At 73.5% G+C, this 23,547-nt stretch carries 25 protein-coding genes; 18 read left to right on the top strand and 7 right to left on the bottom strand.

The annotated features are described in order from the left end of the window. Nucleotides 1–244: 244 nt before the first annotated feature. The 7 genes from ACFYXA_RS28750 (at nucleotide 245) to ACFYXA_RS28780 (ending at nucleotide 7,011) form a co-directional block, all read left to right on the top strand. Complete coding sequence (locus tag ACFYXA_RS28750) at nucleotides 245–2,260, top strand: ATP-binding protein (RefSeq protein ID WP_389038184.1); 2,016 nt, start codon at nucleotides 245–247, stop codon at nucleotides 2,258–2,260. Beyond that, nucleotides 2,257–2,679, top strand: a complete 423-nt coding sequence (locus tag ACFYXA_RS28755) for a roadblock/LC7 domain-containing protein (RefSeq protein WP_351099423.1) — start codon at nucleotides 2,257–2,259, stop codon at nucleotides 2,677–2,679. The genes ACFYXA_RS28750 and ACFYXA_RS28755 overlap by 4 nt, the downstream gene beginning before the upstream one ends. Beyond that, nucleotides 2,676–3,077: a DUF742 domain-containing protein gene (locus tag ACFYXA_RS28760; RefSeq protein WP_352250821.1), complete on the top strand. Its 402-nt coding sequence runs from the start codon at nucleotides 2,676–2,678 to the stop codon at nucleotides 3,075–3,077. Before ACFYXA_RS28755 ends, ACFYXA_RS28760 begins: the two co-directional genes overlap by 4 nt. Further along, nucleotides 3,049–3,732 carry an ATP/GTP-binding protein gene (locus ACFYXA_RS28765; protein WP_389038188.1) on the top strand — a complete coding sequence of 228 codons (684 nt, stop codon included), beginning with the start codon at nucleotides 3,049–3,051 and terminating at the stop codon, nucleotides 3,730–3,732. The genes ACFYXA_RS28760 and ACFYXA_RS28765 overlap by 29 nt, the downstream gene beginning before the upstream one ends. Beyond that, nucleotides 3,729–4,967, top strand: coding sequence for a cytochrome P450 (locus ACFYXA_RS28770; protein ID WP_389038191.1), 1,239 nt, complete (start codon nucleotides 3,729–3,731; stop codon nucleotides 4,965–4,967). The genes ACFYXA_RS28765 and ACFYXA_RS28770 overlap by 4 nt, the downstream gene beginning before the upstream one ends. Further along, nucleotides 4,964–6,223: a cytochrome P450 gene (locus ACFYXA_RS28775; RefSeq protein WP_389038194.1), complete on the top strand. Its 1,260-nt coding sequence runs from the start codon at nucleotides 4,964–4,966 to the stop codon at nucleotides 6,221–6,223. The genes ACFYXA_RS28770 and ACFYXA_RS28775 overlap by 4 nt, the downstream gene beginning before the upstream one ends. 173 nt (nucleotides 6,224–6,396) lie before the next feature. After that, complete coding sequence (locus tag ACFYXA_RS28780; protein ID WP_389038197.1) at nucleotides 6,397–7,011, top strand: TetR/AcrR family transcriptional regulator; 615 nt, start codon at nucleotides 6,397–6,399, stop codon at nucleotides 7,009–7,011. A gap of 71 nt (nucleotides 7,012–7,082) precedes the next feature. Here ACFYXA_RS28780 and ACFYXA_RS28785 read toward each other — a convergent pair whose 3' ends face one another. Together ACFYXA_RS28785 and ACFYXA_RS28790 are read right to left on the bottom strand one after the other, a co-directional pair. Continuing rightward, nucleotides 7,083–7,967, bottom strand: coding sequence for an aldo/keto reductase (locus tag ACFYXA_RS28785; protein ID WP_389038200.1), 885 nt, complete (start codon nucleotides 7,965–7,967; stop codon nucleotides 7,083–7,085). Between the two features lie 14 nt (nucleotides 7,968–7,981). Then, nucleotides 7,982–8,920 (bottom strand): NAD-dependent epimerase/dehydratase family protein, encoded by a 939-nt coding sequence (locus tag ACFYXA_RS28790; RefSeq protein WP_389038202.1) that lies wholly within the window; start codon nucleotides 8,918–8,920, stop codon nucleotides 7,982–7,984. 71 nt (nucleotides 8,921–8,991) lie between these two features. On the opposite strand from ACFYXA_RS28790, the gene ACFYXA_RS28795 reads away from it, so the two are divergent. The 6 genes from ACFYXA_RS28795 to ACFYXA_RS28820 all read left to right on the top strand — a co-directional run bounded on the left by ACFYXA_RS28795 (nucleotide 8,992) and on the right by ACFYXA_RS28820 (nucleotide 15,016). After that, nucleotides 8,992–9,900: a LysR family transcriptional regulator gene (locus ACFYXA_RS28795; protein ID WP_389038205.1), complete on the top strand. Its 909-nt coding sequence runs from the start codon at nucleotides 8,992–8,994 to the stop codon at nucleotides 9,898–9,900. A gap of 179 nt (nucleotides 9,901–10,079) precedes the next feature. Beyond that, on the top strand, nucleotides 10,080–10,700 hold the full coding sequence (locus ACFYXA_RS28800; protein ID WP_352250835.1) for an L-threonylcarbamoyladenylate synthase: 621 nt from the start codon (nucleotides 10,080–10,082) through the stop codon (nucleotides 10,698–10,700). A gap of 167 nt (nucleotides 10,701–10,867) precedes the next feature. Then, on the top strand, nucleotides 10,868–11,623 hold the full coding sequence (locus ACFYXA_RS28805) for a dienelactone hydrolase family protein (protein ID WP_389038209.1): 756 nt from the start codon (nucleotides 10,868–10,870) through the stop codon (nucleotides 11,621–11,623). 209 nt (nucleotides 11,624–11,832) lie between these two features. After that, nucleotides 11,833–12,333, top strand: a complete 501-nt coding sequence (locus ACFYXA_RS28810; protein ID WP_389038212.1) for an NUDIX hydrolase — start codon at nucleotides 11,833–11,835, stop codon at nucleotides 12,331–12,333. A 57-nt stretch (nucleotides 12,334–12,390) separates the two neighbouring features. Further along, nucleotides 12,391–13,896 (top strand): metallophosphoesterase family protein, encoded by a 1,506-nt coding sequence (locus ACFYXA_RS28815; protein ID WP_389038215.1) that lies wholly within the window; start codon nucleotides 12,391–12,393, stop codon nucleotides 13,894–13,896. 70 nt (nucleotides 13,897–13,966) lie between these two features. Then, on the top strand, nucleotides 13,967–15,016 hold the full coding sequence (locus ACFYXA_RS28820) for an LLM class flavin-dependent oxidoreductase (RefSeq protein WP_389038217.1): 1,050 nt from the start codon (nucleotides 13,967–13,969) through the stop codon (nucleotides 15,014–15,016). Nucleotides 15,017–15,046: 30 nt separating this feature from the next. Here ACFYXA_RS28820 and ACFYXA_RS28825 read toward each other — a convergent pair whose 3' ends face one another. From ACFYXA_RS28825 to ACFYXA_RS28835, 3 genes are all read right to left on the bottom strand, one after another. Then, a complete protein-coding gene (locus tag ACFYXA_RS28825; RefSeq protein WP_389038220.1) occupies nucleotides 15,047–16,036 on the bottom strand; it encodes a TauD/TfdA dioxygenase family protein in 990 nt (329 codons plus the stop codon). Between the two features lie 325 nt (nucleotides 16,037–16,361). Next, on the bottom strand, nucleotides 16,362–16,829 hold the full coding sequence (locus ACFYXA_RS28830; RefSeq protein ID WP_389038223.1) for a peroxiredoxin: 468 nt from the start codon (nucleotides 16,827–16,829) through the stop codon (nucleotides 16,362–16,364). Next, a complete protein-coding gene (locus ACFYXA_RS28835) occupies nucleotides 16,826–17,254 on the bottom strand; it encodes a hypothetical protein (protein ID WP_352250851.1) in 429 nt (142 codons plus the stop codon). The genes ACFYXA_RS28830 and ACFYXA_RS28835 overlap by 4 nt, the downstream gene beginning before the upstream one ends. A 315-nt stretch (nucleotides 17,255–17,569) precedes the next feature. Between ACFYXA_RS28835 and ligD the strand changes: the two genes are divergently transcribed. The 3 genes from ligD to hemC all read left to right on the top strand — a co-directional run bounded on the left by ligD (nucleotide 17,570) and on the right by hemC (nucleotide 20,533). Then, nucleotides 17,570–18,529: a non-homologous end-joining DNA ligase gene (gene ligD, locus ACFYXA_RS28840; RefSeq protein WP_389038287.1), complete on the top strand. Its 960-nt coding sequence runs from the start codon at nucleotides 17,570–17,572 to the stop codon at nucleotides 18,527–18,529. A gap of 143 nt (nucleotides 18,530–18,672) precedes the next feature. Beyond that, nucleotides 18,673–19,449 carry an NPP1 family protein gene (locus ACFYXA_RS28845; RefSeq protein WP_352250853.1) on the top strand — a complete coding sequence of 259 codons (777 nt, stop codon included), beginning with the start codon at nucleotides 18,673–18,675 and terminating at the stop codon, nucleotides 19,447–19,449. 148 nt (nucleotides 19,450–19,597) lie between these two features. Further along, the gene (hemC, locus tag ACFYXA_RS28850; protein WP_389038228.1) at nucleotides 19,598–20,533 is read left to right on the top strand and encodes a hydroxymethylbilane synthase; all 936 of its coding nucleotides are present in this window, start codon (nucleotides 19,598–19,600) and stop codon (nucleotides 20,531–20,533) included. 37 nt (nucleotides 20,534–20,570) lie between these two features. Here hemC and ACFYXA_RS28855 read toward each other — a convergent pair whose 3' ends face one another. After that, entirely contained in the window at nucleotides 20,571–21,092 is a 522-nt protein-coding gene (locus ACFYXA_RS28855) for a hypothetical protein (protein WP_356681262.1), read from the bottom strand. A 173-nt stretch (nucleotides 21,093–21,265) separates the two neighbouring features. Beyond that, nucleotides 21,266–21,424, bottom strand: a complete 159-nt coding sequence (locus tag ACFYXA_RS28860; protein WP_389038232.1) for a hypothetical protein — start codon at nucleotides 21,422–21,424, stop codon at nucleotides 21,266–21,268. 305 nt (nucleotides 21,425–21,729) lie between these two features. On the opposite strand from ACFYXA_RS28860, the gene ACFYXA_RS28865 reads away from it, so the two are divergent. Together ACFYXA_RS28865 and ACFYXA_RS28870 are read left to right on the top strand one after the other, a co-directional pair. Next, complete coding sequence (locus tag ACFYXA_RS28865) at nucleotides 21,730–22,521, top strand: SigB/SigF/SigG family RNA polymerase sigma factor (RefSeq protein ID WP_389038235.1); 792 nt, start codon at nucleotides 21,730–21,732, stop codon at nucleotides 22,519–22,521. 212 nt (nucleotides 22,522–22,733) lie between these two features. After that, a complete protein-coding gene (locus tag ACFYXA_RS28870; RefSeq protein ID WP_389038238.1) occupies nucleotides 22,734–23,537 on the top strand; it encodes a VOC family protein in 804 nt (267 codons plus the stop codon). Nucleotides 23,538–23,547: the final 10 nt, after the last annotated feature.

Here is a 23,547-nt window from a genome sequence, read left to right on the forward strand (position 1 = left end):
GCCGGCCGGGGACCGAACCGGTTTCCGGACGGAATGTGGCCAGGTCAAGTCGCTTACGGCACACGGCAATCCAGACAGTCGACGCAGAACCCAACAAGTACCGGTCACTTTCGGAGCCAAGTCCTTTAGGAGCGGGCAAGATCGCTCGGTGACGGTGTGTACTGTGCTGCGGTAACCCGGTCGTCACCCCGGGCCCCTGCCCTCACCCGCCCCGGCACGCCCGACCCTTCCTGGAACCGAATCGATGATCGAACTACCGGACCTGGTGGCCGGCGGCCTCGCCGTCGGGACACTGTCCGCGCTCGCCCTCGGCGGCGGGCTGCTGCGGTCACGCCGGCAACGGGACCGGCAGCGGGCCGAGATCGCTGTGTTGCGCACGCAACTCGACGGCACACACCGGTCGTTCATGGCGGAGGTCGAGCATCTCGCGGCGCGGCGCGTGTCCGCCGCGGCCCGCCAGGTGGCCCATCCGCATGTGGAGGTGCCGGGGCCCCTCCAGCCGCTGACCGCCGGGACGCCCATGGGCGTCGCGCTGGAGAACGTGCTCCTGGCGCTCCAGGCGGAGGTCGTCGAACAGCGGACCCGCGTCGACGCGGCGGCACAGGCCGGGATGCGCGGCGCCACCCGGGAGATCCAGGCCGCCCTGTACCGGCTCCAGGACGCCCTGCGCGGTCTGCAACAACGGTACGACGATCCTGAGTTGGCCCAGACGCTTTTCCAGCTCGACCATGAGAACGAGCAGTCGCTGCGCCGGGCCCAGGTCACCGCGGTGGTGTGCGGGGCCTGGGTGGGACTGGCGCGCGAGGAGTCGCACCTCGTGGACGCGGTCACCGGCGGCCAGGCCCGGCTCGCCGGCTACCACCGGGTGCAGGTCCACAACCATCTCGAGCCGGGCACGGCCCTGGTCTCGCACGCGGTGGAGCCCGTCGCCATCATCGTCGCCGAGCTCCTCGACAACGCCCTGCGCCACTCCGCGCCGGAGACCGGCGTCGTGGTCAGTCTCCAGCACGTCCACCACGGTGTGTGCGTCACCGTCGACGACGCGGGCCTCGGCATGACCCGCGAGGAACGCGAGCGCGCGCAGCGGCTGGTGGCCGGCGACACCCCCATTCTGCTGACCGACCTGGGCGACCCGCCCCGGATGGGCCTCGCCGCGGTCGGCCGGCTCACCCGGCAGTTCGACCTGAGCGTCGACGTCTCGTCCGCCTCCCCGTACGGCGGGGTGCGCGCGGTGCTGCGCGTCGACAGCCACCTGCTCAGCCGGCTCGACCCGGCCGCCCGCCCGCCGGCGGCGAGCGCGCCGCGCACCACCCGCACCGCGAGCAGGACGAGCGCGGCGCCCACCCACTCCTACGGCCCCGAGGCTGACGTCCCCGAGACGCCTCAGGACCACGCCCCGTACGACGCCGACGGGCTGCCGCAGCGCCGCCGCCGCAGCCGGGTCGCCGTCTCCACGGAACCGACGGAGACGGCCGAGCGGACGAGCCGGCCCGAACCGCAGCGGACGGCGCGCCGCCCGGAGGACGCCGCGGCCGCGCTGGGCGCACTGCAATCCGGCACAGCGGCGGCCCGCGCCGAGGCGAACGCGATGCACGGTGCCCAGCCCCCGACGACACCGTCTCGCACCGACGCGGAGCAGCCGGGCAAGCCCCGCGCCGGGACGACTGCCGCCCACGCCGAGCACACGAGCGAGACCCCGGCCAGGACGACTCCCAGCGAGCCCCCGGCCAGGGCGGCTGCCGCCGAACCCGCGCACACGGGCGAGGCCCCGGTCAGGGCGACTCCCGCCGACACCGAGCGCACGGGCGAGGCCACGCCTTGGCTTGCCCCCACGAACGACGTCCCCGCAACACCGGCCCCCGCCGACACCGCGCACCCCAGCGATGCCCCGCCCAAGCCGGCTGCCGTCGAACCCGCGCACACGGGCGCTGCCCCCGCCGGGACGACTCCCGCCGAACCCCCGCACACGGCAGCCCCCGCCGACACCGCGCACACGGGCGCTGCCCCCGCCAGGACGACTCCCGCCGAACCCCCGCACACGCACGTAACCCCGAGCACGCCGACCTCCACCCACGCCGACCGCATCGGCGAGGCCTCGGTCAGGGCCACTCCCGCCGATGGCGAAGGCCCCGCCGCGACGGTCTTCGCCGGGGCGGATCCTGCCGGCCGGGATGAGCCGGACGTCGGTGGGGGCGGGCGCGACGGCGTGAGCGACGAGCACGACACCACCACCGACGACGAAGGAGGCGCGGCCCGATGACCAGCCGCAACACGGGCGACACCGCATGGGTGCTGGAGCCGATCCTGCAGGTGCCGCACGTGGTCGCCGCCGTCATGCTGACCCGGGACGGGCTCGTGACGGGGTACACCGACGCGCTCTCGCAGCCGTCGGCCGAGCGGGTGGCCGCCATCACCAGCACCGTGCAGGGGGCGTGTCGCACCGCGGCGGCCGCGTTCGCCGACCGCGAGCGCGCCGAGGTGCGCCAGATCGTCATCGAGTCGAACCACGGCTACGTCCTGATCGTGCCAACGGATCACGGCACCTGCGTCGCCGCCTACGGGGACGGCGAGGTGCGCCTGGACCTGCTGGCGCACCGGGTGCACTCCCAGGTGGCGCGGCTCGGCGAGAAGGCCATGACGGCCGCGCCCCGAGGAGCCGACGACACCGCTCCGGCATGACCGGCCGCCCGGCCGGCCGTCCCCTGGTGCCCGCGTACCTGTCGACCGGCGGCGTGGCCCGGCCCAGCCGCCCCCAGCTGGAGCGGCTGTCGGTGCTCTCCCGCAGCCCGGGAGCCGCGCCCGGCGGGCGTCGCGCCGGGCCGTCGGACGGGCTGCCCCCCGCCGGACTGCCCCCCGCCGGGCTCGCCCTGCTGGACGCCCTGGAGGGCGGCTCGCTCACGGTGGTCGAGGCGGCGGCGCTGCTCAGACTGCCGGTGTCCGCGGTGCGCGTTCTGGCGGCTGACCTCGCCGACCGGGACCTCGTCCACGCCCGCGAGCCGATCCCGCCCGCCGAACGCTTCGACCCCGACCTGCTGAAGAGAGTGGCCGATGGCCTCCGCGCCCTCAAGCACCCCTAGCACCCCACCCCGCACCCCTCCGCAGGGCGACGACACGCCCACCGCAGCCTCCCCCGACACCTCAGACACCCACGACACCCCCGTCCACCTCCCCGACACCGCCCGCGCGCTCGTGAAGATCCTCGTCGCCGGCCCCTTCGGGGTGGGGAAGACGACGTTGATCGACTCGGTGTCGGAGATCCGGCCGCTGCACACCGAGGAGCCGCTCAGTGAGGCGTCCGCCCGGGTGGACGATCTCGCCGGGGTGCGGGACAAGGCGACGACGACGGTGGCCATCGACTTCGGCCGGATCAGCCTGCCCGGCGGGGTGGTGCTGTACCTGTTCGGCACCCCGGGCCAGGAGCGGTTCCGTTCACTGTGGGACGACATCGCCTACGGGGCGCTCGGCGCGCTCGTCCTGGTCGACAGCCGCCGGCTGGACGCGTCGTTCGACGTGCTGGGGCTGGTGGAGGAGAGCGGGCTGCCGTACGCGGTCGCCTTCAACGCGTTCCCCGACGCGCCCCGCCACGGCGAGGAACGGCTGCGGCGGGCCCTGGACCTGGATGCGGACACGCCGATGGTGACCTGCGACGCGCGGGACGCGAACTCCTCGATCGACGCGCTGCTGGCCCTCGTGGACCACCTGATCGCCCGCGACCCGGCGGAGGCCCGGTGAGCGCCCGCCCCGCCGACCGGCACGACTTCACCCGGACCGTGCCCGTGCGGCTGTGGGAGGACGGCTTCGCGTCGGACCCGCACCGCTACTACGCGGCGCTGCGCGCCCAGGGCCCCGTCGGCTGGGCGGAACTCGCGCCGGGCGTGCCGGCGTACGTCGTCACGGACCGGCGGGCCGCGCTGGAGGTGCTGCGCGACACGGAGGCGTTCTCGCACGACCCGCGCGCGTGGGAGACCACCGTCCCCGCCGACTCGCCGGTGCTGGGCATGATGCGCTGGCGGCCCAACGCCCTGTTCGCCGACGGCGCCGCCCATCTCCGCTACCGCACCACCCTGATCGACGTGTTCGACCTGGTGGAGCCGCACGACCTGCGGGCGCGGGTGCACCGCGCGGTGCGGCTGCTGGCGGGCCGGATCGGGCCGCGCGGCGAGGCCGATCTGGTCGCGGACTTCTCCCGGCCGCTGATGGCGCTGGTGTTCAACGACCTGTTCGGCCTCCCGGACAGCCAGGGCGACCGGCTCGATCTGGGCCTGGGCAAGATGATGGAGGGCGGCGCCGACGCGGCCGAGGGCGAGGCGGAGTACGCCGGGTACGTGCTGGAGTTGATCGCCGCCAAGGCGGAGCAGCGCGGCGACGACCTGCCGAGCCGGCTCCTCGACCATCCCGCCGGGCTGACGCGCGAGGAGGTCACCTGGCAGGTGTTCCTCACCCTGGGCGCCGGCTACGAGCCGACGGCGAACCTGCTGTCCAACACGCTGTCCCGGATCCTGGGCAACCCCGCCTACTACTCCACCCTCACCAGCGGCGCCCGCCCGGTGACGGACGCGGTGGTGGAGGTGATGCACCACGAGACGCCGCTCGCCAACTACGGCGTCTACTACGCGCGCCGCCCGCTGTCGTTCCACGGGGTGTGGCTGCGCGACGCGGTGCCGGTGGTGGTGTCGTACGGGGCGCTCGGCCACTTCTCCGAACGCGAGGGCGCCGGTGGGCGGCTGCCGAACGACGCCTCGCACCTGTCGTGGGGCGCGGGCCCGCACGCCTGCCCGGTCAGGCAGCACGCGCTGCTCCTGGTGACCGAGGCGATCGAGCGGCTCACCCAGTGGCTGCCCGACCTGGACCCGGTGCTGCCCCGTGAGCGCCTGAGCTGGCGTCCTGGTCCGTTCCACCGCTCGCTGACCGCACTGCCCGTCCGTTTCAGCCCACGCTCCGCCGACCAGTCAGGAGTCCCGTCGTGACCGTGACCGACAGCACCGACCCCGCCGCCCGCGCCCAGCGCTTGGTCATCGACCCGTTGGGCGCCGACATCGCCGCCGAGAGCGCCCGGCTGCGCGCCCTCGGCGCGGTCGTCCCGGTGGAGCTGCCGGGCGGCATCCCGGCCTGGGCGCCCACCGGGTACGACACGCTCAAGGAGCTGATCCTCGATCCGCGGGTCAGCAAGGATCCGCGGCGGCACTGGCGGCTGTGGCCGGAGATCGGCGAGCACCCGACCTGGGGGTGGATCCTGGGCTGGGTGGGCGTGGTCAACATGCTCTCCACGTACGGCGCCGACCACGCGCGGCTGCGCAAACTGGTCGCGCCGAGCTTCACGCACCGCCGCACCGAGGCGCTGCGGGAGCGGGTGGAGGCGATCACGGCGGAGCTGCTGGACGCGCTCGGCGACAGTGCGGCGGACGGCGCGGTGGTCGATCTGAAGGCCGGGTTCGCGCATCCGCTGCCGATGCGGATCATCTGCGAACTGTTCGGTGTGCCCGAGGAGTCGAGGGAGCCGGTGGCCCGGTTGATCGCGGCCATCATGGACACCTCGGACCCGAGCCCGGAGCACGCCGCGTTCGTGCAGGAGCAGATCGGCACGGTCCTCGGCGGGCTCATCGCGCACAAGGCCGAGCACCCCGGGGACGACATGACGACCGAGCTGATCCGGGTGCGCGACGAGGACGGGGACCGGCTCAGCGACGAGGAGCTGCTGTACACGCTGCTGCTGGTGATCGGCGCCGGGTTCGAGACGACGGTGAATCTGATCGGCAACGCGGTGGTGGCGCTGCTGGATCGGCCCGGGCAGCTGGCGGCGGTGCGGGCCGGGGAGATCGGCTGGGACGCGGTCGTGGACGAGACGCTGCGGGTGCACCCGTCGATCGCCTCGCTGCCGCTGCGGTTCGCCGTGAGCGACCTGGAGGTGGGCGGGGTGACGATCCCGGCCGGGGACGCCATCATCACGACGTACGCGGCGGCGGGCCTGGATCCGGCTCACTACGGGGCGGACGCGGACGTGTTCGACGCGGCGCGCGGCGCGGACGACCATCTGGCGTTCGGGATCGGCGTGCACCGGTGCATCGGCGCGCCGCTGGCCCGGATGGAGGCGCTGACCGCGCTGCCCGCGCTGTTCGAACGGTTCCCGGAGCTGAGTCTCGCGGCGGGGGCCGAGGGGCTGCGGCAGGTGCCGTCCTTCATCGCGTTCGGCTGGCAGGAGATCCCGGTCCGCACGCGCGCGTAAGAGCACGCGGGGGTGCGACCGGTCCCCCGTTCCGGTCGCACCCATCGGCGTGCCCCGCCCGCCTGTGCGGGCCCCCGGGGCGCCGAAGGCCCGTGGCGTACGATGTGGACGTCCACCGGGAGCGCTACCTCGCAGGTCAGCGGGCCCTTCGCAGTCGACCTGGAGCGCCTGCCGTGGCCAACCTGCGCGCCGCACAGAAGGAGATGACCCGCCGGCTGCTGCTGTCGACGGCGCTGGAGCTGTTCGAGCAGCGGGGTTACGCGGGGACCAAGGTCGACGACATCGCCAAGGCCGCGGGCACCACCCGGGTGACGTTCTACGCGTACTTCCCGTCGCGGGCGGCGCTGATGAGGGCGCTGGTCGACGAGCTCGACGAACTGCTGGGGCGCGGGACGGGGCCGGGGGGCGGGGAGCTGGCTGCGGTGGTCCGCCGGGGCGACCGGGACGGCATCGAGGACTGGCTGCGGGCGACGGCCCGGCAGTGGCCCCGGATCCGCCCGTACGTCCTCGCCGCGCACGAGGCGGCGGTGGTGGAGCCGGAGCTGCGTCCTGTGGTGGACCGGTGGTTCGACGAGGTCGTCGCCGACATCGAGACGGGTCTGCGGCAGGCGGACCGCTTCGATCCGGCCTCCCGGCGTCTGCGGGGCTTCCTGGCGCTGAGCCAGCTGGACCAGCTGGCCCGGCACTGGATGCGCCACGGCTGGCACACGGACTCCGCGGCGGCGCTCGCCCTGCTGGCGGACAGCTGGACACACCTGCTGGGCGACGCCGGCGACGCCGGTCCCTGAGGGACCTGGCCCCGATACCGGTGCGCGGGGCCCGCCGGTGCCGGCCCCGGTGTCCTGGCCCGCGACTCAGCTCAGCTCGGCCGGACGTCCTCGAGTTCCGCCAGCTCCTGTGGGTTCAGCGTGAGCTCTGCGGCCCTGGCGGAGTCGGTGATGGAGGCCGGGCGGCTGGCTCCCGGTACCGGGATCACCGCCGGGGAGCGGGCGAGCAGCCAGGCCAGAGCGATCTGCTGTGGGCTGACGTCCCGTTCGGCGGCGATGCGGTGGAAGGCCGTGCCGGCGGAGGTGGGACCGGAGGGGCCGTCGAGGGAACTGCGGGAGATGCCGCCGAGTGGGCTCCAGGGCAGGAAGGCCAGCCCCAGCCGTTCACTCAGCCGCAACTCGGGCTCGCTGTCGCGGACGGCGGGCGAGTACTGGTTCTGTACGGAGACGAGCCCGTCGCCGAGGATCTGATGTGCCTTACGGATCTGGGCGGTGGTGACGTTGGAGATGCCGGCGGCACGGATCGTGCCGGCGTCGAGAAGTTCGCGCAGTGCGCCGACGGATTCCGCCCAGGGGACGGTCGGGTCCGGCTTGTGCAGCTGGTACAAGCCGATCGCGTCGACGTCCAGGCGCTTGGCGGACGCTTCAGCGGCTCGCTTGAGGCGGGCGGGGGTGGCGGTGACGGTCCAGCTGCCGTCGCCGGGGCGGCCGCGGCCGCCCTTGGTCGCCACCAGGACATGGGAGGTGTCGCCGCCGTAGCGGGCCAGGGCGCGGGCGATCAGCAGCTCGTTGTGGCCCGCCTCGTCGGCGTGCCAGTGGTAGCTGTCGGCGGTGTCGATGAGGGTGACACCGGCGTCGAGGGCGGCGTGGACCGTGGCGATGGCCCGCCTCTCGTCCGGGCGGTGCTCGACGGAGAGCGGCATGGCGCCCAGGCCGACGGCGCTGACGACGGTGTGGGCGATGGTGCGGTACTGCATGGTGGCCTTGTTCCTCAATCGGTGGGAGCGGCGGATACGGCGAGGGCTTCGGCGACGGCGCCGGGCAGCCAGTCGGCGGTGCGGGAGAAGGAGAAGCCCAGCGCCTTCGCGCGGGCGTTGCTCATGGCGTAGTGACGGTCGAAGGAGAACGGCGAAGCCTCCTCACCCGCTGGGACCGCCCGGTAGACGGCCTCCCGGCCGGCCTGCGCGGCGACGATCTCCGCGAGGTCGTACACGTCGAGCGGGCCGTCGGAGCAGGCGTTGACCGGGCCGGTGAAATCGGCTGCGGTCGCCCACGACAACAGGTCCGCCAGCTCTTCGTGGTGGATGAAGACCGTGGGCAGCGCCTTCGCGTGCACAGTGATCTCTTCGCCCCGGGTGAGGCGCCCGCAGTAGTGCGCCAGCCGGCCGGTGAATTCCTGCGCGCCGCCGCCGAGCACATGGGCGCTGCGCACAGTGGCGAAGGCGAAGTCGCCGGCGTGGGCGAAGACGGCCTCGGCCTGCCGCTTGCCCTCGGCGTAGTGCGCCTCCAGGTAGGCGTCGTCGTGCCAGGGCAGGTCCATGGCCACCTGCCAGGTGGTCGGGTCCACGTTCTCCTCCGGCACGGGCGTCCCCGAGGGCACGGCCGGCAGGGCGGCCGTCGCGGGGTCGTAGACCTCGATCGTGGAGGTCATGACGTAGCGCCGGGTGCGGCGTGCGAACGCTCGGGCGGCGACCGCGGCCTGTACCGGCGTGTAGCAGACCTGGTCCACCACGACGTCGAAGGTGCGGGCGTCGAGCGCGGCCGTCAGGGCGGCCTCGTCGTTGCGGTCGACGACGAGGTGCTCGACGCCGGCAGGCGGCTGGGCGGAGCCGCGGTTGATCACGCTGACCCGGTGGCCCGCGGCCTGCAGGCGCTCCACCAGGAGCTTTCCGAAGTACCGGCTTCCGCCGATGACGCAGATCTCTTGCATGCCCCTCAGCATGGAGATCTATCGTCATCACCAGAAGTCCTGACTTCCTGTCTTCGTATTAAGGAAAACTGTTGATCGATGTGCAGCGGCTCCGGGTCCTGCGGGCGGTGGCGGAGCACGGCAGCTTCAACCAGGCGGCCGCGGCTCTCCGTCTCACCCCCTCGGCCGTCTCCCAGCAAGTGGCCGCCCTGGAGCGCAGTCTCGGCACCCAGGTCGTCGCGCGCACCACCCGGGGCGTCACCCTCACCGCGGCCGGCCGGATCATGGTCGGCACCGCGGAATCCGTCGCCGCGGAGCTCGAACACGCACGACAGCAGGTCGCCGCGCTCAGCACCGGCCGCACCCAGCTCACCGTCGCCACCTTCACCAGTGGCGGCAGGCTTCTGCTGCCCGCCGCTCTGACCCGGCTCATGGCAGCCCATCCCCGCACCGTGCTCCACGTCAGGGAGGGCGAACCCGAGGCCACCCTTCCACTCGTCCGTCAAGGCGCCGTGGACCTCGCCCTCGCCTACCACTTCGACGGCCCGCTCCCCGTCGGACCGGGCCCCCGCTCCAGCATGGAGTGGACGCCGCTCCTGGAGGACCCCCTGCACGTCGTCCTGCCGCAGGGGCACCGACTCGCCGACCACGACGCGCTCGACCTCGCCGATCTGGCGGCCGAACCCTGGGTGCTCGGCTGTCTGAAGACCGAGGCCTACCTGCGCCGCTTCGCCCGGCACGCCGGCTTCGAACCGGACATCCGCGGGACCACCACCGACTACTTCTTCGCCCGCTCCCTCGTCGGCGCGGGCATGGGAGTCTCCCTGATCCCCTCCATCGCGCTCACACCCGAGATCCCGGGTCTGACCACCGTCCCGATCAAGTCGCCGGGCCCGATCCGGCACATCGGCGTCGCCACGATCAGCGGCCGTGACCGGCCCCATGTCACGACGCTCCTTCACGCCCTTCGCGAGCAGGCGAGGCGGCACAACGGGCGTTGATCCGCCACGGGCGCGACGGAGGGGCAACATCCCTCACCCGCCAACGCCATTGCGGATGCTGCGTGACCACGAGGAGCAGGGCGCCACCGCGGCGAGTGCGGGATCCCCCGCTGCTTCGCGGCAGTCCGAGCCAGGACTCCGGGGCGTGGGCTTCCGCCGGCACGGCATAAGCTCGGACAATGGCCAAGTACTACGACGTGCACCCCGACAACCCGCAGCCGCGCACCATCGGTCAGGTCGCGGCCGCCATCCGGGCGGACGCCCTCATCGCGTACCCGACGGACTCCTGCTACGCGCTGGGCTGCCGCATCGGCAGCCGGGACGGGGTGGACCGGATCCGCACCATCCGTGAGCTGGACGACCGGCACCACTTCACCCTCGTGTGCCAGGACTTCGCGCAGCTCGGCCAGTTCGTGCGGGTGGACAAGGACGTGTTCCGCGCCATCAAGGCCTCGACGCCGGGCAGTTACACCTTCATCCTGCCGGCGACGAAGGAGGTGCCGCGGATGCTCCAGCATCCGAAGAAGAAGACGGTGGGCGTGCGCATCCCCGATCACGTGGTCACCCAGGCGCTGCTCGCGGAGCTCGGTGAACCGCTGCTGTCGAGCACCCTGCTGCTGCCGGGCGAGGAGGAGCCGATGACGCAGGGCTGGGAGATCAAGGACCGGCTCGACCATGTGGTGGACGCGGTGCTGGACTCCGGGGACTGCGGCACGGAGCCGACGACGGTCATCGACTTCTCCGGCGGCGAGGCGGAGATCATCCGGCACGGAGCGGGCGACGCCTCGCGCTTCGAGTGAGGGCGGGCGCGCGCTGGGTGTGACCTGGGTAAAAGGTCGGTGTGCGCCGCGGGGGCCCCTCCGGGCACATGGATGGTGCGTGCAACGATAGGCGCGGGCCGCCCCCGGGACCCCTTTCGGAGGCGGCCGCCGCCCGGCCCGCACCACACAGAGAGGCGCGCCTGCACATGACCCCTGTACTGGGATCCTCGGTGGACGTCCCGACCGAGGACGGCGTCGCGGACGCCTATCTCGCCCACCCCGCCGACGGGGCGCCCCGCCCCGGCGTGCTGCTGTACCAGGACGCCTTCGGTCTGCGCCCGCACCTGAGGGCGATGGCCGACCGGATCGCCGGGGCCGGTCACACGGTGCTGGTCCCCAACCTGTTCTACCGTCAGGGCCGCGCCCCCGTGGTCGAGTTGCCCGAGTTCATCGATCCGTCCGCGCGTCCGGAGATCTTCGAGAAGCTCGGTCCGGTCCTGCGGGAGCTGACCGACGAGCGGGCGATGCGGGACGCGGACGCCTGTCTGGGGTGGCTGGCGCAGAGCCCGCTCGTCTCGGACGGACCGGTCGCGCTGACGGGGTACTGCATGGGGGCCCGCCTCGCGCTGCTGACCGCGGGACACCGTCCCGACCGGGTCGCCGCGGCGGCCGGTTTCCACGGCGGGCGGCTCGCCACCGACCAGCCGGACAGCCCGCACCTGGTGGCCGGCAAGGTCACCGCCGAGCTGTACTTCGGCCACGCCGACGACGATCCCTCGCTGCCGCCGGAGCAGATCGAGCGCCTGGAGCAGGCGCTGACCGAGGCCGGCGTACGGCACCGGTGCGAGGTGTACGAGGGCGCCCGGCACGGCTTCACCCAGGCCGACACCGCCGCCTACAGCGAGGAGGGTGCGGAACGCCATTGGGCGGCGCTGCTGGATCTGCTCGACCGCACGTTCTGAGCGTTGCCCGGCACGGGTGCGCCGGCGGCGTCCCGCACCCGGAGGTGATCCGGGTGCGGGACGCCGGCCCGTGGGGGGCGTCGGTGGGTGGGGCTGCCGCTGGGAGAATGACAGACTTGTCGAGTCCATGTCATCCACGCCTCGCCGCTTCAAGGGATATCCCTCGGTGCCTGCCACGCTCGCTGTCCGTCACGTCTAGGCTGTCGCCCATGCCCGAGACCGGTGATCACGTCGTGGTCGACCCCGGCGTGGAGATCCCCGCCCCCGCCGCGGGTGAGCTGTGGACCGTCGGCGCAGTGATCCTGGACGAGCGGGGCCGGGCCTTCGCCCAGCGACGCGCCCCCGACCGGGCCTTGTTCCCCGGTGCCTGGGACATCGTCGGCGGCCATGTGGAGCCCGGCGAAGGCCTGTTGGAGGCGCTCGCCCGCGAGGTGCGGGAAGAGACCGGGTGGCGGCTGCGCCGGGTGCGGCGCCTCCTCGGCGTCACCACCTGGACCGGCGACGACGGCGGCGGTCTGCGGCATGAGGCCGACTGGCTCGTCGAGGTCGAGGGCGACTTGAGCGCGCCGAACCTGGAGTGGGACAAGCACTCCGCCTGCGACTGGTTCGGCCCCGCCGATCTGCACCGGCTCAAAGAGCGGCTGTCCCCCGGGCAGTTCCTCGTCCACGATCTGATCGCCCGGGTACTGGACGACCCCGCCGGGCGATGAACGGGGCTCCCGGGCGGGCCACTTCGGGTGGTCGTAGATCATTGCTACGGTGCACCGGTGGTCAACTCCTCACGTGACACCGCCGAAGGCGCCGGCTGGGGCGGTTCCGAACGCGGCGCTTACCAGCGACTCATGCCGGGCGAGGTCGAGAAGATCTCGTGGCTGGACCCCAGGATGCTCTGGGCGGCGCGCAACGGCGTGCTCGCGTCCTGGTTCGGCGACCCCACCGGCCGCACCCGCGGGCGGTGGACGGCACAGCGGGCGGCGGCCGGGGCGCCGGCCGACAAGGTGATCCGGCGCCCTGACCCGGACCGCTTCTCCTTCATGGTGATCGGTGACACCGGCGAGGGCGACGACCCCCAGTACGCGGTCGTGCCCGGTTTCCTGAAGGTCGCTCAGGACACCAGCTTCGCGGTGCTGGCCAGTGACGTCATCTACCCCGTCGGCAGCACGGACGACTACGACGCCAAGTTCTTCCGGCCGTACCGGGACTACCCCGCGCCGATCTACGCGATACCCGGCAACCACGACTGGTACGAGGACCTCGGCGCGTTCATGCGCGTCTTCTGCGGCGACGCCCCGCCCCTGCCCGCCGAGCCGAAACCCCGGCCCCTCACCCGGGCCTGGCTGCGCTCACTGCTGTGGCACCGGCCCCGCCCCGGCGACGGCCAACGCCTCGACGAAGCACGGGCGTTGCGGTCCGCGCCCGGCCAGCAGGCCGTACAGCCCGGCCCGTACTGGGCGATCGACGCCGGCCCGGTGCGGATCGTCGGCATCGACACAGGCCTGCTGGGCACCGTGGACGCCGAACAGGGCGCGTGGCTGCGGGAGGTGTCGCGCGGGCCCCGCCCGAAGATCCTGATCACCGGCTCCCCGCTCTACGTCGACGGCGAGCACCACCCCGGCCCGATCGAGGGCGGCGGCACGGTCGACGAGATCGTGCGCGACCCCGCCCACCACTACGTCGCGGCGATCGGCGGCGACATCCACAACTACCAGCGCTATCCGGTGCGTCTGGCGGACGGCCGCACCCTTCAGTACGTCGTCGCGGGCGGCGGCGGCGCGTTCATGCACGCCACCCACACCATCCAGCGCGTCGACGTCGGCGGGGTCACCGAGTCGGACTTCCGCTGCTACCCGCTGCGCGGCGACTCCCTCGCCTTCTACAGCCGCCTGTACGGCCGCCGGCTGCGGCTGCCCCGCTTCTTCACCCTCACCGAGGCCGAGGCGACGGCGGTGGTCGCCGAGCGGCTCGGCATCCCGCCCACCCGCGCGCCGGGCGGCCCGGTCCGGCTCACCCGGCGGGTCCGGCTGGTGGCGAGCCTGCTGGGCGCGGGGCGCCGCCCCGACCGCACGGCGCGCTTCCGGCTGCCCGTGCGCAAGATCTACACCTCGCTGTTCTCCCCGAGCTCGGCGACGTACAGCCCGCCGTTCTTCAAGTGCTTCCTGCGCCTGGACGTCACCCCCGAGAGCGTCCGGCTGCGCTGCCACGCGGCCACCGGCAACCGCGCGCAGGAGCTGCACCCGCCGGTCGAGGACGAGGTCGTCATCCCGCTGAACTGATCACACTCCCGCAATGTCCGGCTGAGACAATCGGCGGCAGGACCGATGCGCGAACCCGCTGGAGGAGCCCGTGCCGCCCACCCCACGCCCGCTGCGCAAGCTGGGCTTCCTCACCATCGGTCTGTTCGACGGGGACGACCCCCGCCGGGGCCACGAGAGCACGCTGGAGATCATCGAGCTGGGCGAACGGCTCGGCTTCGACAGCGCCTGGGTGCGTCACCGCCACCTCCAGTACGGCATCTCCTCCCCCGTCGCCGTCCTCGCGGCCGCCTCGCAGCGCACCCGCCGTATCGAGCTGGGCACCGCGGTGATCCCGCTGGGCTGGGAGAACCCGCTGCGGCTCGCCGAGGACCTGGCGACCGTCGACGTCCTGTCCGGGGGCCGGCTCAACCCCGGCGTCAGCGTCGGCCCGCCGACGCACTACGACCAGGTCAAGCACGCCCTCTACCCGGACACGGCCGACGCCGAGGACTTCGGCTACGAGCGGGTGCGGCGGCTGCTGGACCTGGTGCGCGGCAAACCGGCCTCCGACTTCGGCGGCGTGGAGGGCTTGGAGGTGTTCTCGCAGCGGGTGGAGCCGCACTCCCCCGGCCTGGGCCGCCGCCTCTGGTACGGCGGCGGCAGCCTGAACTCGGCCGAGTGGGCGGGCCGGCACGGCATGAACCTCCTCACCAGCAGCGTCGTGAAAGCCGAAGGCCCGGACGACGCACGGGACTTCGCCGACATACAGCTGTCCCAGGTGCGCGCCTTCCGCGCGGCCCACCCGGACGGGGAGGCGGCCCGCGTCTCCCAGGGGCTCGTCGTCGTCCCCACCGACTCCGCCACCCCCGGACAGCGCGCCAGGTACGAGGAGTTCGCCGCCCGGCGGCTCCCCCGTACGACGTCCCCGCAGGGCCCGGCCCGGCTGCTGTTCGCGCCGGACCTGGTCGGGCCCTCGGCGGAGATCGCCGAACGCCTGCACGCGCACGCCGCGTACCGCGAGATCGACGAGGTGGCGTTCGCGCTGCCGTTCACCTTCGAGCACGAGGACTACGTGCAGATCCTCACCGACATGGCGACGCGGCTGGGCCCGGCGCTGGGCTGGCGGCCCCGCACGGCCGGGGACGAGGCGCAGAAGTGAGCGCCCGTCCCCGGCCGTGCGGCGCCGGCCTCACCAGCGGCCCGGTTCGGTCCCGGTGACCGGTCGCGACGGCTTCCCGTCCACGCCGACGGGCACGTCCCCGGCGAGCATCACCCGGTGCATCGTGCGGGGGAAGCCGAGGTGGGCGCTGTCGGAGGGGGCGAGGTGGATGGTGGCGCGGTTGTCCCAGAAGGCGACGCTGCCCGGCTCCCAGCGGAAGCGGACCGTGTACTCGGGCCTGGTCGCCTGTTCGAGGAGCAGTTCCAGGATCGCCGCGCTCTCCGGGCGGGAGAGCCCGGTGATCTGCTCGACGTAGTAGCCGTTGACGTAGAGGATGCGCTCACCGGTCTCGGGATGGACGCGCACCAGGGGATGCACCGAGGCCACCTGGCGCTCAAGCAGGTGGCGGACGTAGGCGTCGTCGCCCGGGCGGGGCTGGTAGCCGACGCCGAGCCGGTGCTCGGCGCGCAGGCCGTCGGCGAACTCCCGCAGCGGCGCGGAGAGTCCGGCGTAGGCGGCGGCCAGGTTGGACCAGGTGGTGTCGCCTCCGTACGGGGGCACGGTCTCGGCACGCAGGATCGTCGCGGCCGGCGGGTCGACGCGGGCGCCGTGGTCGCAGTGCCAGCCGCGCAGCAGGCTGTGGCGGCGGCGCCGGAGCCACTCCTCGTGGTCCATGCCGAACCTGCCGCCCAGTTCCAGCCGGTCGGCGGTGGTCTCGATCTCGGGCACGTCCGGCGGGGAGGCGCTGCCGCGCTTCGGCAGCACGACCGGCTCGCCGAAACGGCGGGCGAAGGCCACGTGCCCGGCGTGGTCGAGGTTCTGTCCGCGGAAGAACACGACCTTCCAGCGCAGCACCGCGGTCCGGATCGCCTTCGTCTGCGCGTGGTCGAGGCCGGCGGCGAGGTCGATGCCCGTGATCTCCGCGCCGATGTGCCCGGCGACCGGGTTCACCTCCACCCCGGCCGTCCGGGCGGCCTCCTCCCACGCCCCGCTCTCGGACACGGGGGGCTTCGTCCTCATAGGTGCTCCATGCTCGTCGTCGGGTGCGGCCGTGCGTGCCGCCCGCCGGCTACCTGCCCGGCATGGGCGGCCGGCCAACCCCGGCCGGGCGCTCAGAACGGCGGCGGGAGGGTGCGTGTGGGCAGGGCGTCGGCGAGGAGCTCGGCCGCCGGCGGGCCCGGCGCCTCGGTCGGCCGGACAGCCGGTGAGCGGCCGGGCACCCTCGCTCCGGCCCGTCGCGACGCCCCGGGGATCGACGACGGCCACGGCGGCGACTTGCTCCATGTGGTCCAGAACGGTCCCCTCGGTCCGCCGCGTCGACCGCGCTCCGCCGGGGGCCGGGGCCTCAGTTCCGGTGGGCGCGCAAGGCCTCCAGGGCGCGGTCGGCGTGGGTGTTCATGCGCAGTTCGCTGTGGACGGCCTCCAGGACGGTGCGGTCCTGGCCGATGACGAAGGTGGCCCTCTTGGTGGGGGCCAGGGAGAAGCCGCGCTTGACTCCGAAGCGGTCGCGCACCGAGCCGTCTGCGTCGGAGAGCAGGGTCATGCCGAGCGTGTGGCGGCCGGCGAACTCCTGCTGGCGGTCGACGGAGTCGCCGCTGATGCCGACGGGCCGGGCCCCCACGGCGGCGAACTCGGCGGCGAGATCGCGGAAGTGGCAGGCCTCGGCGGTGCAGCCGGGGCTGAGAGCGGCGGGGTAGAAGAAGAGGACCACGGGTCCGTCGGCGAGCAGGTCGGTGAGGGAGCGCACCGTCCCCGTCTCGTCCGGGAGGGCGAAGTCCTCCACGCGGTCACCTGGCTGCGGAGCCTTGCTCACGGCTGTCCCTTCGTCGTCGACACGGTACGGATCGCGCCGCCGGCCGCGGCGGCCCGGTCGGCCTGGCGGGCCACGTTGCGGGCCCACAGCACGAGGGGCGCCTGGAGGGGCAGCCGGGCGATCGCCGCCGCCTTGACGGGGGCGCGGCCGTGCCGTCGGTCCACGGCCATCTTCACGTTGGCGGGGAACACGCCGACGAAGAACGCCGCCGTGGCGAGCGCCGCCGCCTTGCGGGTCCTCGGCGCCACGAGGCCGGCCGCCAGCGCCAGCTCGGCGACGCCGCTGCCGTAGGTCCAGGCGCGGGGCGGACCGGGCAGCGCGCGCGGGATCGTCGCGTCGTAGGGGCGCGGCACCGCGAGGTGCGCGATGCCCGCGGTGGCGAGCAGCCCCGCGAGGAGCAGGGGTGAGCGTTCGGACCGGGGCACGGTTCCTCCTCCGGCGGCCCGGCACGCGCTCAGGCGGCCCGGCGCGCCCTCTGACGGCCTGGCGCGCGATATTACGCGACAGTAGGGACCGTTCCGGCGGCGGGGCCCTCCCCCAACTCGCCTGACGGGAGCGGTCCCTGCGTCGGGGCTCGGCGGCCGGGCGGCCGGGCTCCGCGGTGAGCGGGAGCACCTGGGCCGGCCGAAGGGCCACGCCGGGCGCGGCGGCCCCCGTTCAGGGGAACCCCGCACGTCGCGGGCGTGCCGGGGCGCGGGCCCGGTGACATCTCACCCGTGACGCTGCCGTTCATCGCCCCCATGCTCGCCACCCCCGGCGCCCTGCCGCCCGTCGCGCAGGACGCCCGCTGGGCCTACGAGACCAAACAGGACGGTCAGCGGGCGGTGATCTACCTGCCCGGCGACGGGAGCGTGGTGCTGCGGGCCCGGTCCGGGGAGGACATCACGGCCGCCTACCCGGAGCTGCGCCCGCTGGGCGACGCGCTGGGCAGCACGGCCGCCGTGCTCGACGGGGAGGTGCTGGCGCTCGACGACGAGGGCCGCGCCGACTTCCAGCTGCTGCAGCAGCGGATGGGGCTGGTCCAGGCCCCGGCCAGGGCGGCACGGCTCGCGGCGACGGCCCCCGTGCACCTGGTGCTGTTCGACGTGATGCACCTGGCGGGCCGCTCCCTGACCGCGCTGCCCTACACGCGGCGCCGGGTCAGGCTCGAACGCCTCGGTCTCCAGGGGCCGTTCTGGTCCACGCCGAGCGCGCTGGTCGGCCACGGCCGCGAGGCGCTGGAGGCGACCCGTGCGCACGGGCTGGAGGGGCTGGTGTGCAAGCGGCTGGACTCGGTGTACGAGCCCGGCGTGCGCTCGCGCGCCTGGATCAAGATCCGCAACATGCGTACCGCCGACGTCCTGGTCGGCGGCTGGCAGCCCGGCAAGGGGCGGCTCACCGGGCTGCCCGGCGCGGTCCTCGTCGGACAGCGGGCGGCCGGACGGGGACTGCGGTACGTCGGCAGCGTGGGCACCGGCTGGAGCGAGGCCGAACGAGCCGAGCTCGCCGCGCTGTTGAGGGCCGCCGCGACCGACGCGTGCCCCTTCGACCCGCCCCCCTCGGCGCCCGGCGCGCACTGGGTGGTGCCGCGTCTGGTGGGCGAGGTCCGCTTCAGCACCCGGACGCGGGCGGGGCTGCTGCGGCAGCCGTCCTGGCTGCGGCTGCGGACCGACCTGACGCCCGAGGAGTCGGCGGCCGACCTTCCGGACACACCGGCATGACACGGCATCAGGTGACTCGGTGTCAGTCCTGTCTTCACCGCCGATACGCCTCCCCCTCTTGGCGCGGACATGAAAAGCGTGGAAGCTGAACGTCCTTTTGGCTCACAGCCGTTCGGCTGCGCCCGGATTCGGAGGAGGACGCAGTGGCGTCACCCACGTTCAAAGCCCACCGCAGGAGATGGCTCACCGGTCTGACCGGCGCCGTGGCGCTCGTCCTCGCGGTGCCCTCGCTCGCCTGGGCCGCGCCTCCCCGGGCGCTGCCCCGCAACGCCGAGGCGGCGGAGCTGACGTACCAGCCCGCCTTCGACTACGACACGGACGGCTGTTACCCCACTCCCGCGATCGGCCCCGACGGCACGGTCAACGGCGGCCTGAAGCCGACCGGTTCGCTCAGCGGCGACTGCCGGGACGCCTCCGACCTCGACAACACCAACAGCTACTCGCGCTACAAGTGCGACAACGGCTGGTGCGCGTACATGTACACCCTGTACTTCGAGAAGGACCAGGCCCTCGCGGGCAGCGGCATCGGCGGGCACCGCAACGACTGGGAACACGTCGTGGTGTGGGTGCAGAGCGGCAAGGTCCAGTACGTCTCGACCTCCAACCACGGCGGGTTCACCGTGCACCCCGCGTCCTCGGTGCGTTTCGAGGGCACCCACCCGAAGGCCGTCTACCACAAGGACGGCATCAGGACGCACTGCTTCCGGCTCGGCAACTCGGGCGACGAGCCGCCGGAGAACCACAAGGGCGCCTGGCAGTACCCGGCCCTGGTCGGCTGGAACGGCTACCCGGCGGGCGTGCGCGAGAAGTTGACCTCGTACGACTTCGGCAGCGCCAGCTTCGGGATCAAGGACGGCAGTTTCGCCTCCAACCTGACGAAGGCGAAGCCGGCCGGGATCACCTTCAACCCCAACGCCTGATCCCCGCCCGGGAGTCGGCACGGAACCGGTCCGGGGTGGGGCCCCCGAGGGTCACGCCCCGGACCGCGCCCGGCCCCTTGTCAAGGCTGCGCGCCGCTTCGCCCCGTCCGGCGAACGGCGTCCTCCCGGAGGGTCTATGGTGTCCCGCATGTCCGTCCCGGAAGTGATCCGTATCGTCTCGCGTGACTCGCCCATGGCCCTGGCCCAGGTGGAGCGGGTCCGCGTCGAACTGTCCGCCCTGCGGCCCGGTGTGCGCACCGAGGTCGTCCCCGTGAAGACCACCGGCGACAAGTGGATGGGGGACCTGTCGCAGGTCGAGGGCAAGGGCGCGTTCACCAAGGAGGTGGACGCGGCGCTGCTGGCCGGCGAGGCGGATCTCGCGGTGCACTGCGTCAAGGACGTCCCGGCGGACCGGCCGCTGCCCGCGGGCACGGTGTTCGCCGCGTTCCTGAAGCGGGACGACATCCGCGACGCCCTCGTCCACCCGGGCGGGCTCACGCTGGACGAGCTCCCGCCGGGGACCCGGGTCGGCACCTCATCCGTGCGGCGGATCGCCCAGCTGGCCGCCACCCATCCGCAGCTGCGGTGCGTGCCGTTCCGCGGCAACGCCAACCGGCGGCTGGAGAAGCTGGCAGCGGGCGAGGCCGACGCGCTGCTGCTCGCGGTGTCCGGGCTGGAGCGCATCGAGCGGCGGGACGTGATCAGCGAGGTGCTGTCGCCTGAGGCGATGATGCCGCCGATCGGCGCGGGCATCCTCGCCCTGCAGTGCCGTCAGGACGACGCCGACCTCATCGACGTCGTCAGCGGGCTCGGCGATCCGGCCACCCACCGGGAGGCCACAGCCGAGCGGATGTTCCTGCATGTGCTCCAGGGCCACTGCAACAGCCCCATCGCCGGGTTCGCACGGGTGGACCGCAGCGGTGAACTGTCCCTGCGGGCCTGTGTGTTCACCCCGGACGGCAAGATCCGGCTGAACGCCCACGAGTGGGCGGGCCGGCTCGACGCGGCCACGCTCGGCACCTCGGTGGCGGTGGCGCTGCTGCGCCAGGGCGCCCGCGAGATCATCGACGGCATCCCGCACTGAGGGGCCCTTCTGAAAGGACCCCTGCGCCCCGGACGGCTCAGGCGGTGCCCTCCTCGGCCTGGTCCCGCAGGAAGTTGCTGACCTGGCGGGCCAGGCTGTCCCGGCCGGCGCCCGCCGTGGCGCCGGCGGCGCCCTCGTGCAGGCCCACGCCGCCCACCCACATCCGGCGTCCGGCCCACTCCTCGTCCACCCGCAGCTGGATCTGGACGTCGACCTGGCCGAGCGCGGCCTCCGGTCCGGCGGCGTAGAGCACGGCGGTGGCCCGGCGCAGCGGGTAGACGTCGAAGCCCTCGATGAACTGCGAGTTGCGCCAGTCGATGAAGGCGCTCTCGCCGTCGGCGCCGAGCCGCACGTCGATCTGCCCGTCCTCCAGATGGACGCCGAAGCTGCGTTCCGCGCGGTTCTCCACGGTCACCCGGAGGCGGAAGTACGTCAGCCCCTCCGCCGCGTCGTCGCGCCCCCGCGGCGGCTCCGCCCGCTCCAGTCGGTGGACGCGGACCCGCAGACCGGCATGCTCGTCGTACTCCTGCCAGTCCTCGACCACGTTCGGCTCGTACACAGTCCACCTCTCGACTTCTACGGGCTGCTTCCTATCCGTGCGCTCAGCGCACTGTCAAATGCGCGGAATGCGCTGTGGCCAGGCGGTTCACCCCATTTGATCGTCGATCAAGCGCTGCGCAGGCATGATTACCCGACGGGCCGTCGGAGGCAGTCACCCGGGCGTGCCGCACATCACGTCGGCGGGCGGGACAAGCGGGTCACCCGGCCCAGGAGGGCGGAGGCGGCGACGACCGGCACCGTGAAGTCGAGCGCGAGATGCGCGGGCGTGCCGAAGAGAAGCCCGCGCAGCGCGCAGCGCCTCCCGGTCGGCGGCGTCCAGTCGGGCGACATGGCGGCCGGCGAAGTTCCGCCCGCCGTCGCCGCCGGCCCCCGAGCCGGGCCTCCGTCTCCCGGACCAGGTGCCCTGAATCCGAGCCGGTCTCAAGATCGCGTACAGGACACGCCAAGAATGATCTGGACAAATAGGGCAGAATCGTTTCATAACACCTGCAGCGGGAATCAGCAGGAAGTGCTTCGGACAGGAGGCACGTCCGTGGGATCCCGCCGCGCGGGCCGCCGCGGATGTTCTCCGCCCGGTTCGCGCGCTTCCCACGGTGTCCGTCCATCCCCCGGCACCCCTGAGGGAGGCACGCGCGATGCGTTCCACCGTCAGAACCAGGCAGCACCCCCACGACGACGCCCCCGACACCACCGAGTCCTTCGCCCGTCTCGCCGGTCTGCCCGACGGCCCCGAACGCCGATCGCTGCGTGACGAGCTGGTCCGGCTCTGGCTCCCCATGGCCGAGCGGATCGCCGTCCGCTTCCGCGGCCGCGGCGAGGCGCTGGAGGACCTCTACCAGGTGGCCGCCCTCGGGCTGGTCAAGGCCGTCGACCACTACGACCCCGACCGCGGCCGCGCCTTCGAGGCGTACGCGGTGCCGACGATCACGGGCGAGATCAAGCGCCACTTCCGTGATCACATGTGGACGCTGCACGTGCCGCGCCGGGTCCAGGACCTGCGCAACCGGGTACGGCACGCCGTCAAGGACCTGTCGCAGACGACCCCCGGACGGCCGCCGACGGTCCCCGAGATCGCCGAGTACGCGCAGCTCACCGAGGACGAGGTGCGCACCGGCATGGAGGCGCTGGAGTGCTTTACCGCGCTGTCCCTGGAGGCGGAGATGCCCGGCACCGACGGGTACGCCCTGGAGGACGCCCTCGGCGACCCCGACCCCGGCTACGACACGGTCGTCGACCGGGTGGCCGTGGCCCCCAGTCTGCGGGCGCTCCCCGAGCGCGAGCGGACCATCCTGTACCTGCGGTTCTTCGGCGGCATGACGCAGAGCAGCATCGCGGAGGAGCTGGGCATCTCGCAGATGCACGTCTCACGGCTGCTGAGCGGCTGCTTCGCCCGGCTGCGCGAGGAGGTCGTCGCCGACGCGCGGTGAGCGGCCCGCGCGAAGGCCTTCCCGGACGCCCGCCCCCGACGCGGGGGCGGGCGTCGCCGTCACTCCGACGGGTCAGTTTCGCGGGCGGGTCCCCGCGGTACTCGTGGCACCCTCCCCTTGCCGCCGGGCCGCTCGGCGGGCGCCTTATGGGCATCGGGCCGGACACTGGGGGGAGAGCCGGTCGCAGCCGACAGATCAGGAACGCGAGTGCCATGAACGATCACCCGACATCTGACCCCGGTCCGACGGAGGTCGTCTCCACGCACTCCGTCTTCGGCGCGCCCTGCTGGGTGAGCCTGACCAGCCGCGACCTGGCGGCCACCCAGGACTTCTACGGCGCCGTCCTCGGCTGGGAGTGGCGCCGCGGCTCCCTGGGCGAGCACTTCCGTACGGCGCTGGTCGACGGGGTGCCGGTCGCGGGCGTCGCCGCCGTCGCCGCGATGTGGCAGATGGCAGTGGCCTGGACGCCGTACTTCGCCGTGCCCAGCGCGGACGTGGCGGCGGCCCGGGCGCGGGAGCGCGGCGGCACGGCGGCCGTGGGGCCGATCTCGCTGCCCCCGGGCCGGGCGGCGCTGCTGGCCGACCGGGAGGGCGCGACCTTCGGCGTCTGGGAAGGGTCCCTGATGGGCAACTGGGAGGCCTGGCGGCAGGCCTCCCCCGCCTTCATCCGGCTGCACACCCGGGACGCCTTCGACTCGGCGATGTTCTACGGCGAGATCCTCGACTGGGCGACGGACCAGCCCGGCTGCTGCGAGGTGCACTACGAGGGCGGCGAGGTGGTGCTGCGCAGCCGGGGCGACATCGTGGCCCGTATCGAGTCCGGCGCGCTGGAGGCCGCCCCCGATCCGACGATCCGCCCGCACTGGCAGGTCCACTTCGCCGTCGCGGACGTCTCGGCGTGCGCCCGCACCGCGGAGAAGCACGGCGGCAGCGTCCTGGCGGAGACCGCCGACGAGGCGGTCCTGCGGGACCCGGACGGCGCCCAGTTCACGGTCACCTCCCACCGCGAGCGCTGACCCGCGCCCG

Origin of the sequence: Streptomyces sp. NPDC002566, from assembly GCF_042889585.1 — a bacterium.
Lineage (GTDB): Bacteria > Actinomycetota > Actinomycetes > Streptomycetales > Streptomycetaceae > Streptomyces.

What these genes read in the sequence shown, in the direction of transcription:
- ACFYXA_RS28785 (WP_389038200.1), bottom strand. Translation starts at nt 7,967, where the DNA reads ATGCAGTACCGCACCATCGCCCACACCGTCGTCAGCGCCGTCGGCCTG.
- ACFYXA_RS28765 (WP_389038188.1), top strand. Translation starts at nt 3,049, where the DNA reads ATGGCCTCCGCGCCCTCAAGCACCCCTAGCACCCCACCCCGCACCCCT.
- ACFYXA_RS28870 (WP_389038238.1), top strand. Translation starts at nt 22,734, where the DNA reads ATGAACGATCACCCGACATCTGACCCCGGTCCGACGGAGGTCGTCTCC.
- ACFYXA_RS28860 (WP_389038232.1), bottom strand. Translation starts at nt 21,424, where the DNA reads ATGTCGCCCGACTGGACGCCGCCGACCGGGAGGCGCTGCGCGCTGCGC.
- ligD (WP_389038287.1), top strand. Translation starts at nt 17,570, where the DNA reads ATGCTCGCCACCCCCGGCGCCCTGCCGCCCGTCGCGCAGGACGCCCGC.
- ACFYXA_RS28810 (WP_389038212.1), top strand. Translation starts at nt 11,833, where the DNA reads ATGCCCGAGACCGGTGATCACGTCGTGGTCGACCCCGGCGTGGAGATC.
- ACFYXA_RS28750 (WP_389038184.1), top strand. Translation starts at nt 245, where the DNA reads ATGATCGAACTACCGGACCTGGTGGCCGGCGGCCTCGCCGTCGGGACA.
- ACFYXA_RS28790 (WP_389038202.1), bottom strand. Translation starts at nt 8,920, where the DNA reads ATGCAAGAGATCTGCGTCATCGGCGGAAGCCGGTACTTCGGAAAGCTC.
- ACFYXA_RS28865 (WP_389038235.1), top strand. Translation starts at nt 21,730, where the DNA reads ATGCGTTCCACCGTCAGAACCAGGCAGCACCCCCACGACGACGCCCCC.
- ACFYXA_RS28760 (WP_352250821.1), top strand. Translation starts at nt 2,676, where the DNA reads ATGACCGGCCGCCCGGCCGGCCGTCCCCTGGTGCCCGCGTACCTGTCG.
- ACFYXA_RS28805 (WP_389038209.1), top strand. Translation starts at nt 10,868, where the DNA reads ATGACCCCTGTACTGGGATCCTCGGTGGACGTCCCGACCGAGGACGGC.
- ACFYXA_RS28755 (WP_351099423.1), top strand. Translation starts at nt 2,257, where the DNA reads ATGACCAGCCGCAACACGGGCGACACCGCATGGGTGCTGGAGCCGATC.
- ACFYXA_RS28825 (WP_389038220.1), bottom strand. Translation starts at nt 16,036, where the DNA reads ATGAGGACGAAGCCCCCCGTGTCCGAGAGCGGGGCGTGGGAGGAGGCC.
- ACFYXA_RS28800 (WP_352250835.1), top strand. Translation starts at nt 10,080, where the DNA reads ATGGCCAAGTACTACGACGTGCACCCCGACAACCCGCAGCCGCGCACC.
- hemC (WP_389038228.1), top strand. Translation starts at nt 19,598, where the DNA reads ATGTCCGTCCCGGAAGTGATCCGTATCGTCTCGCGTGACTCGCCCATG.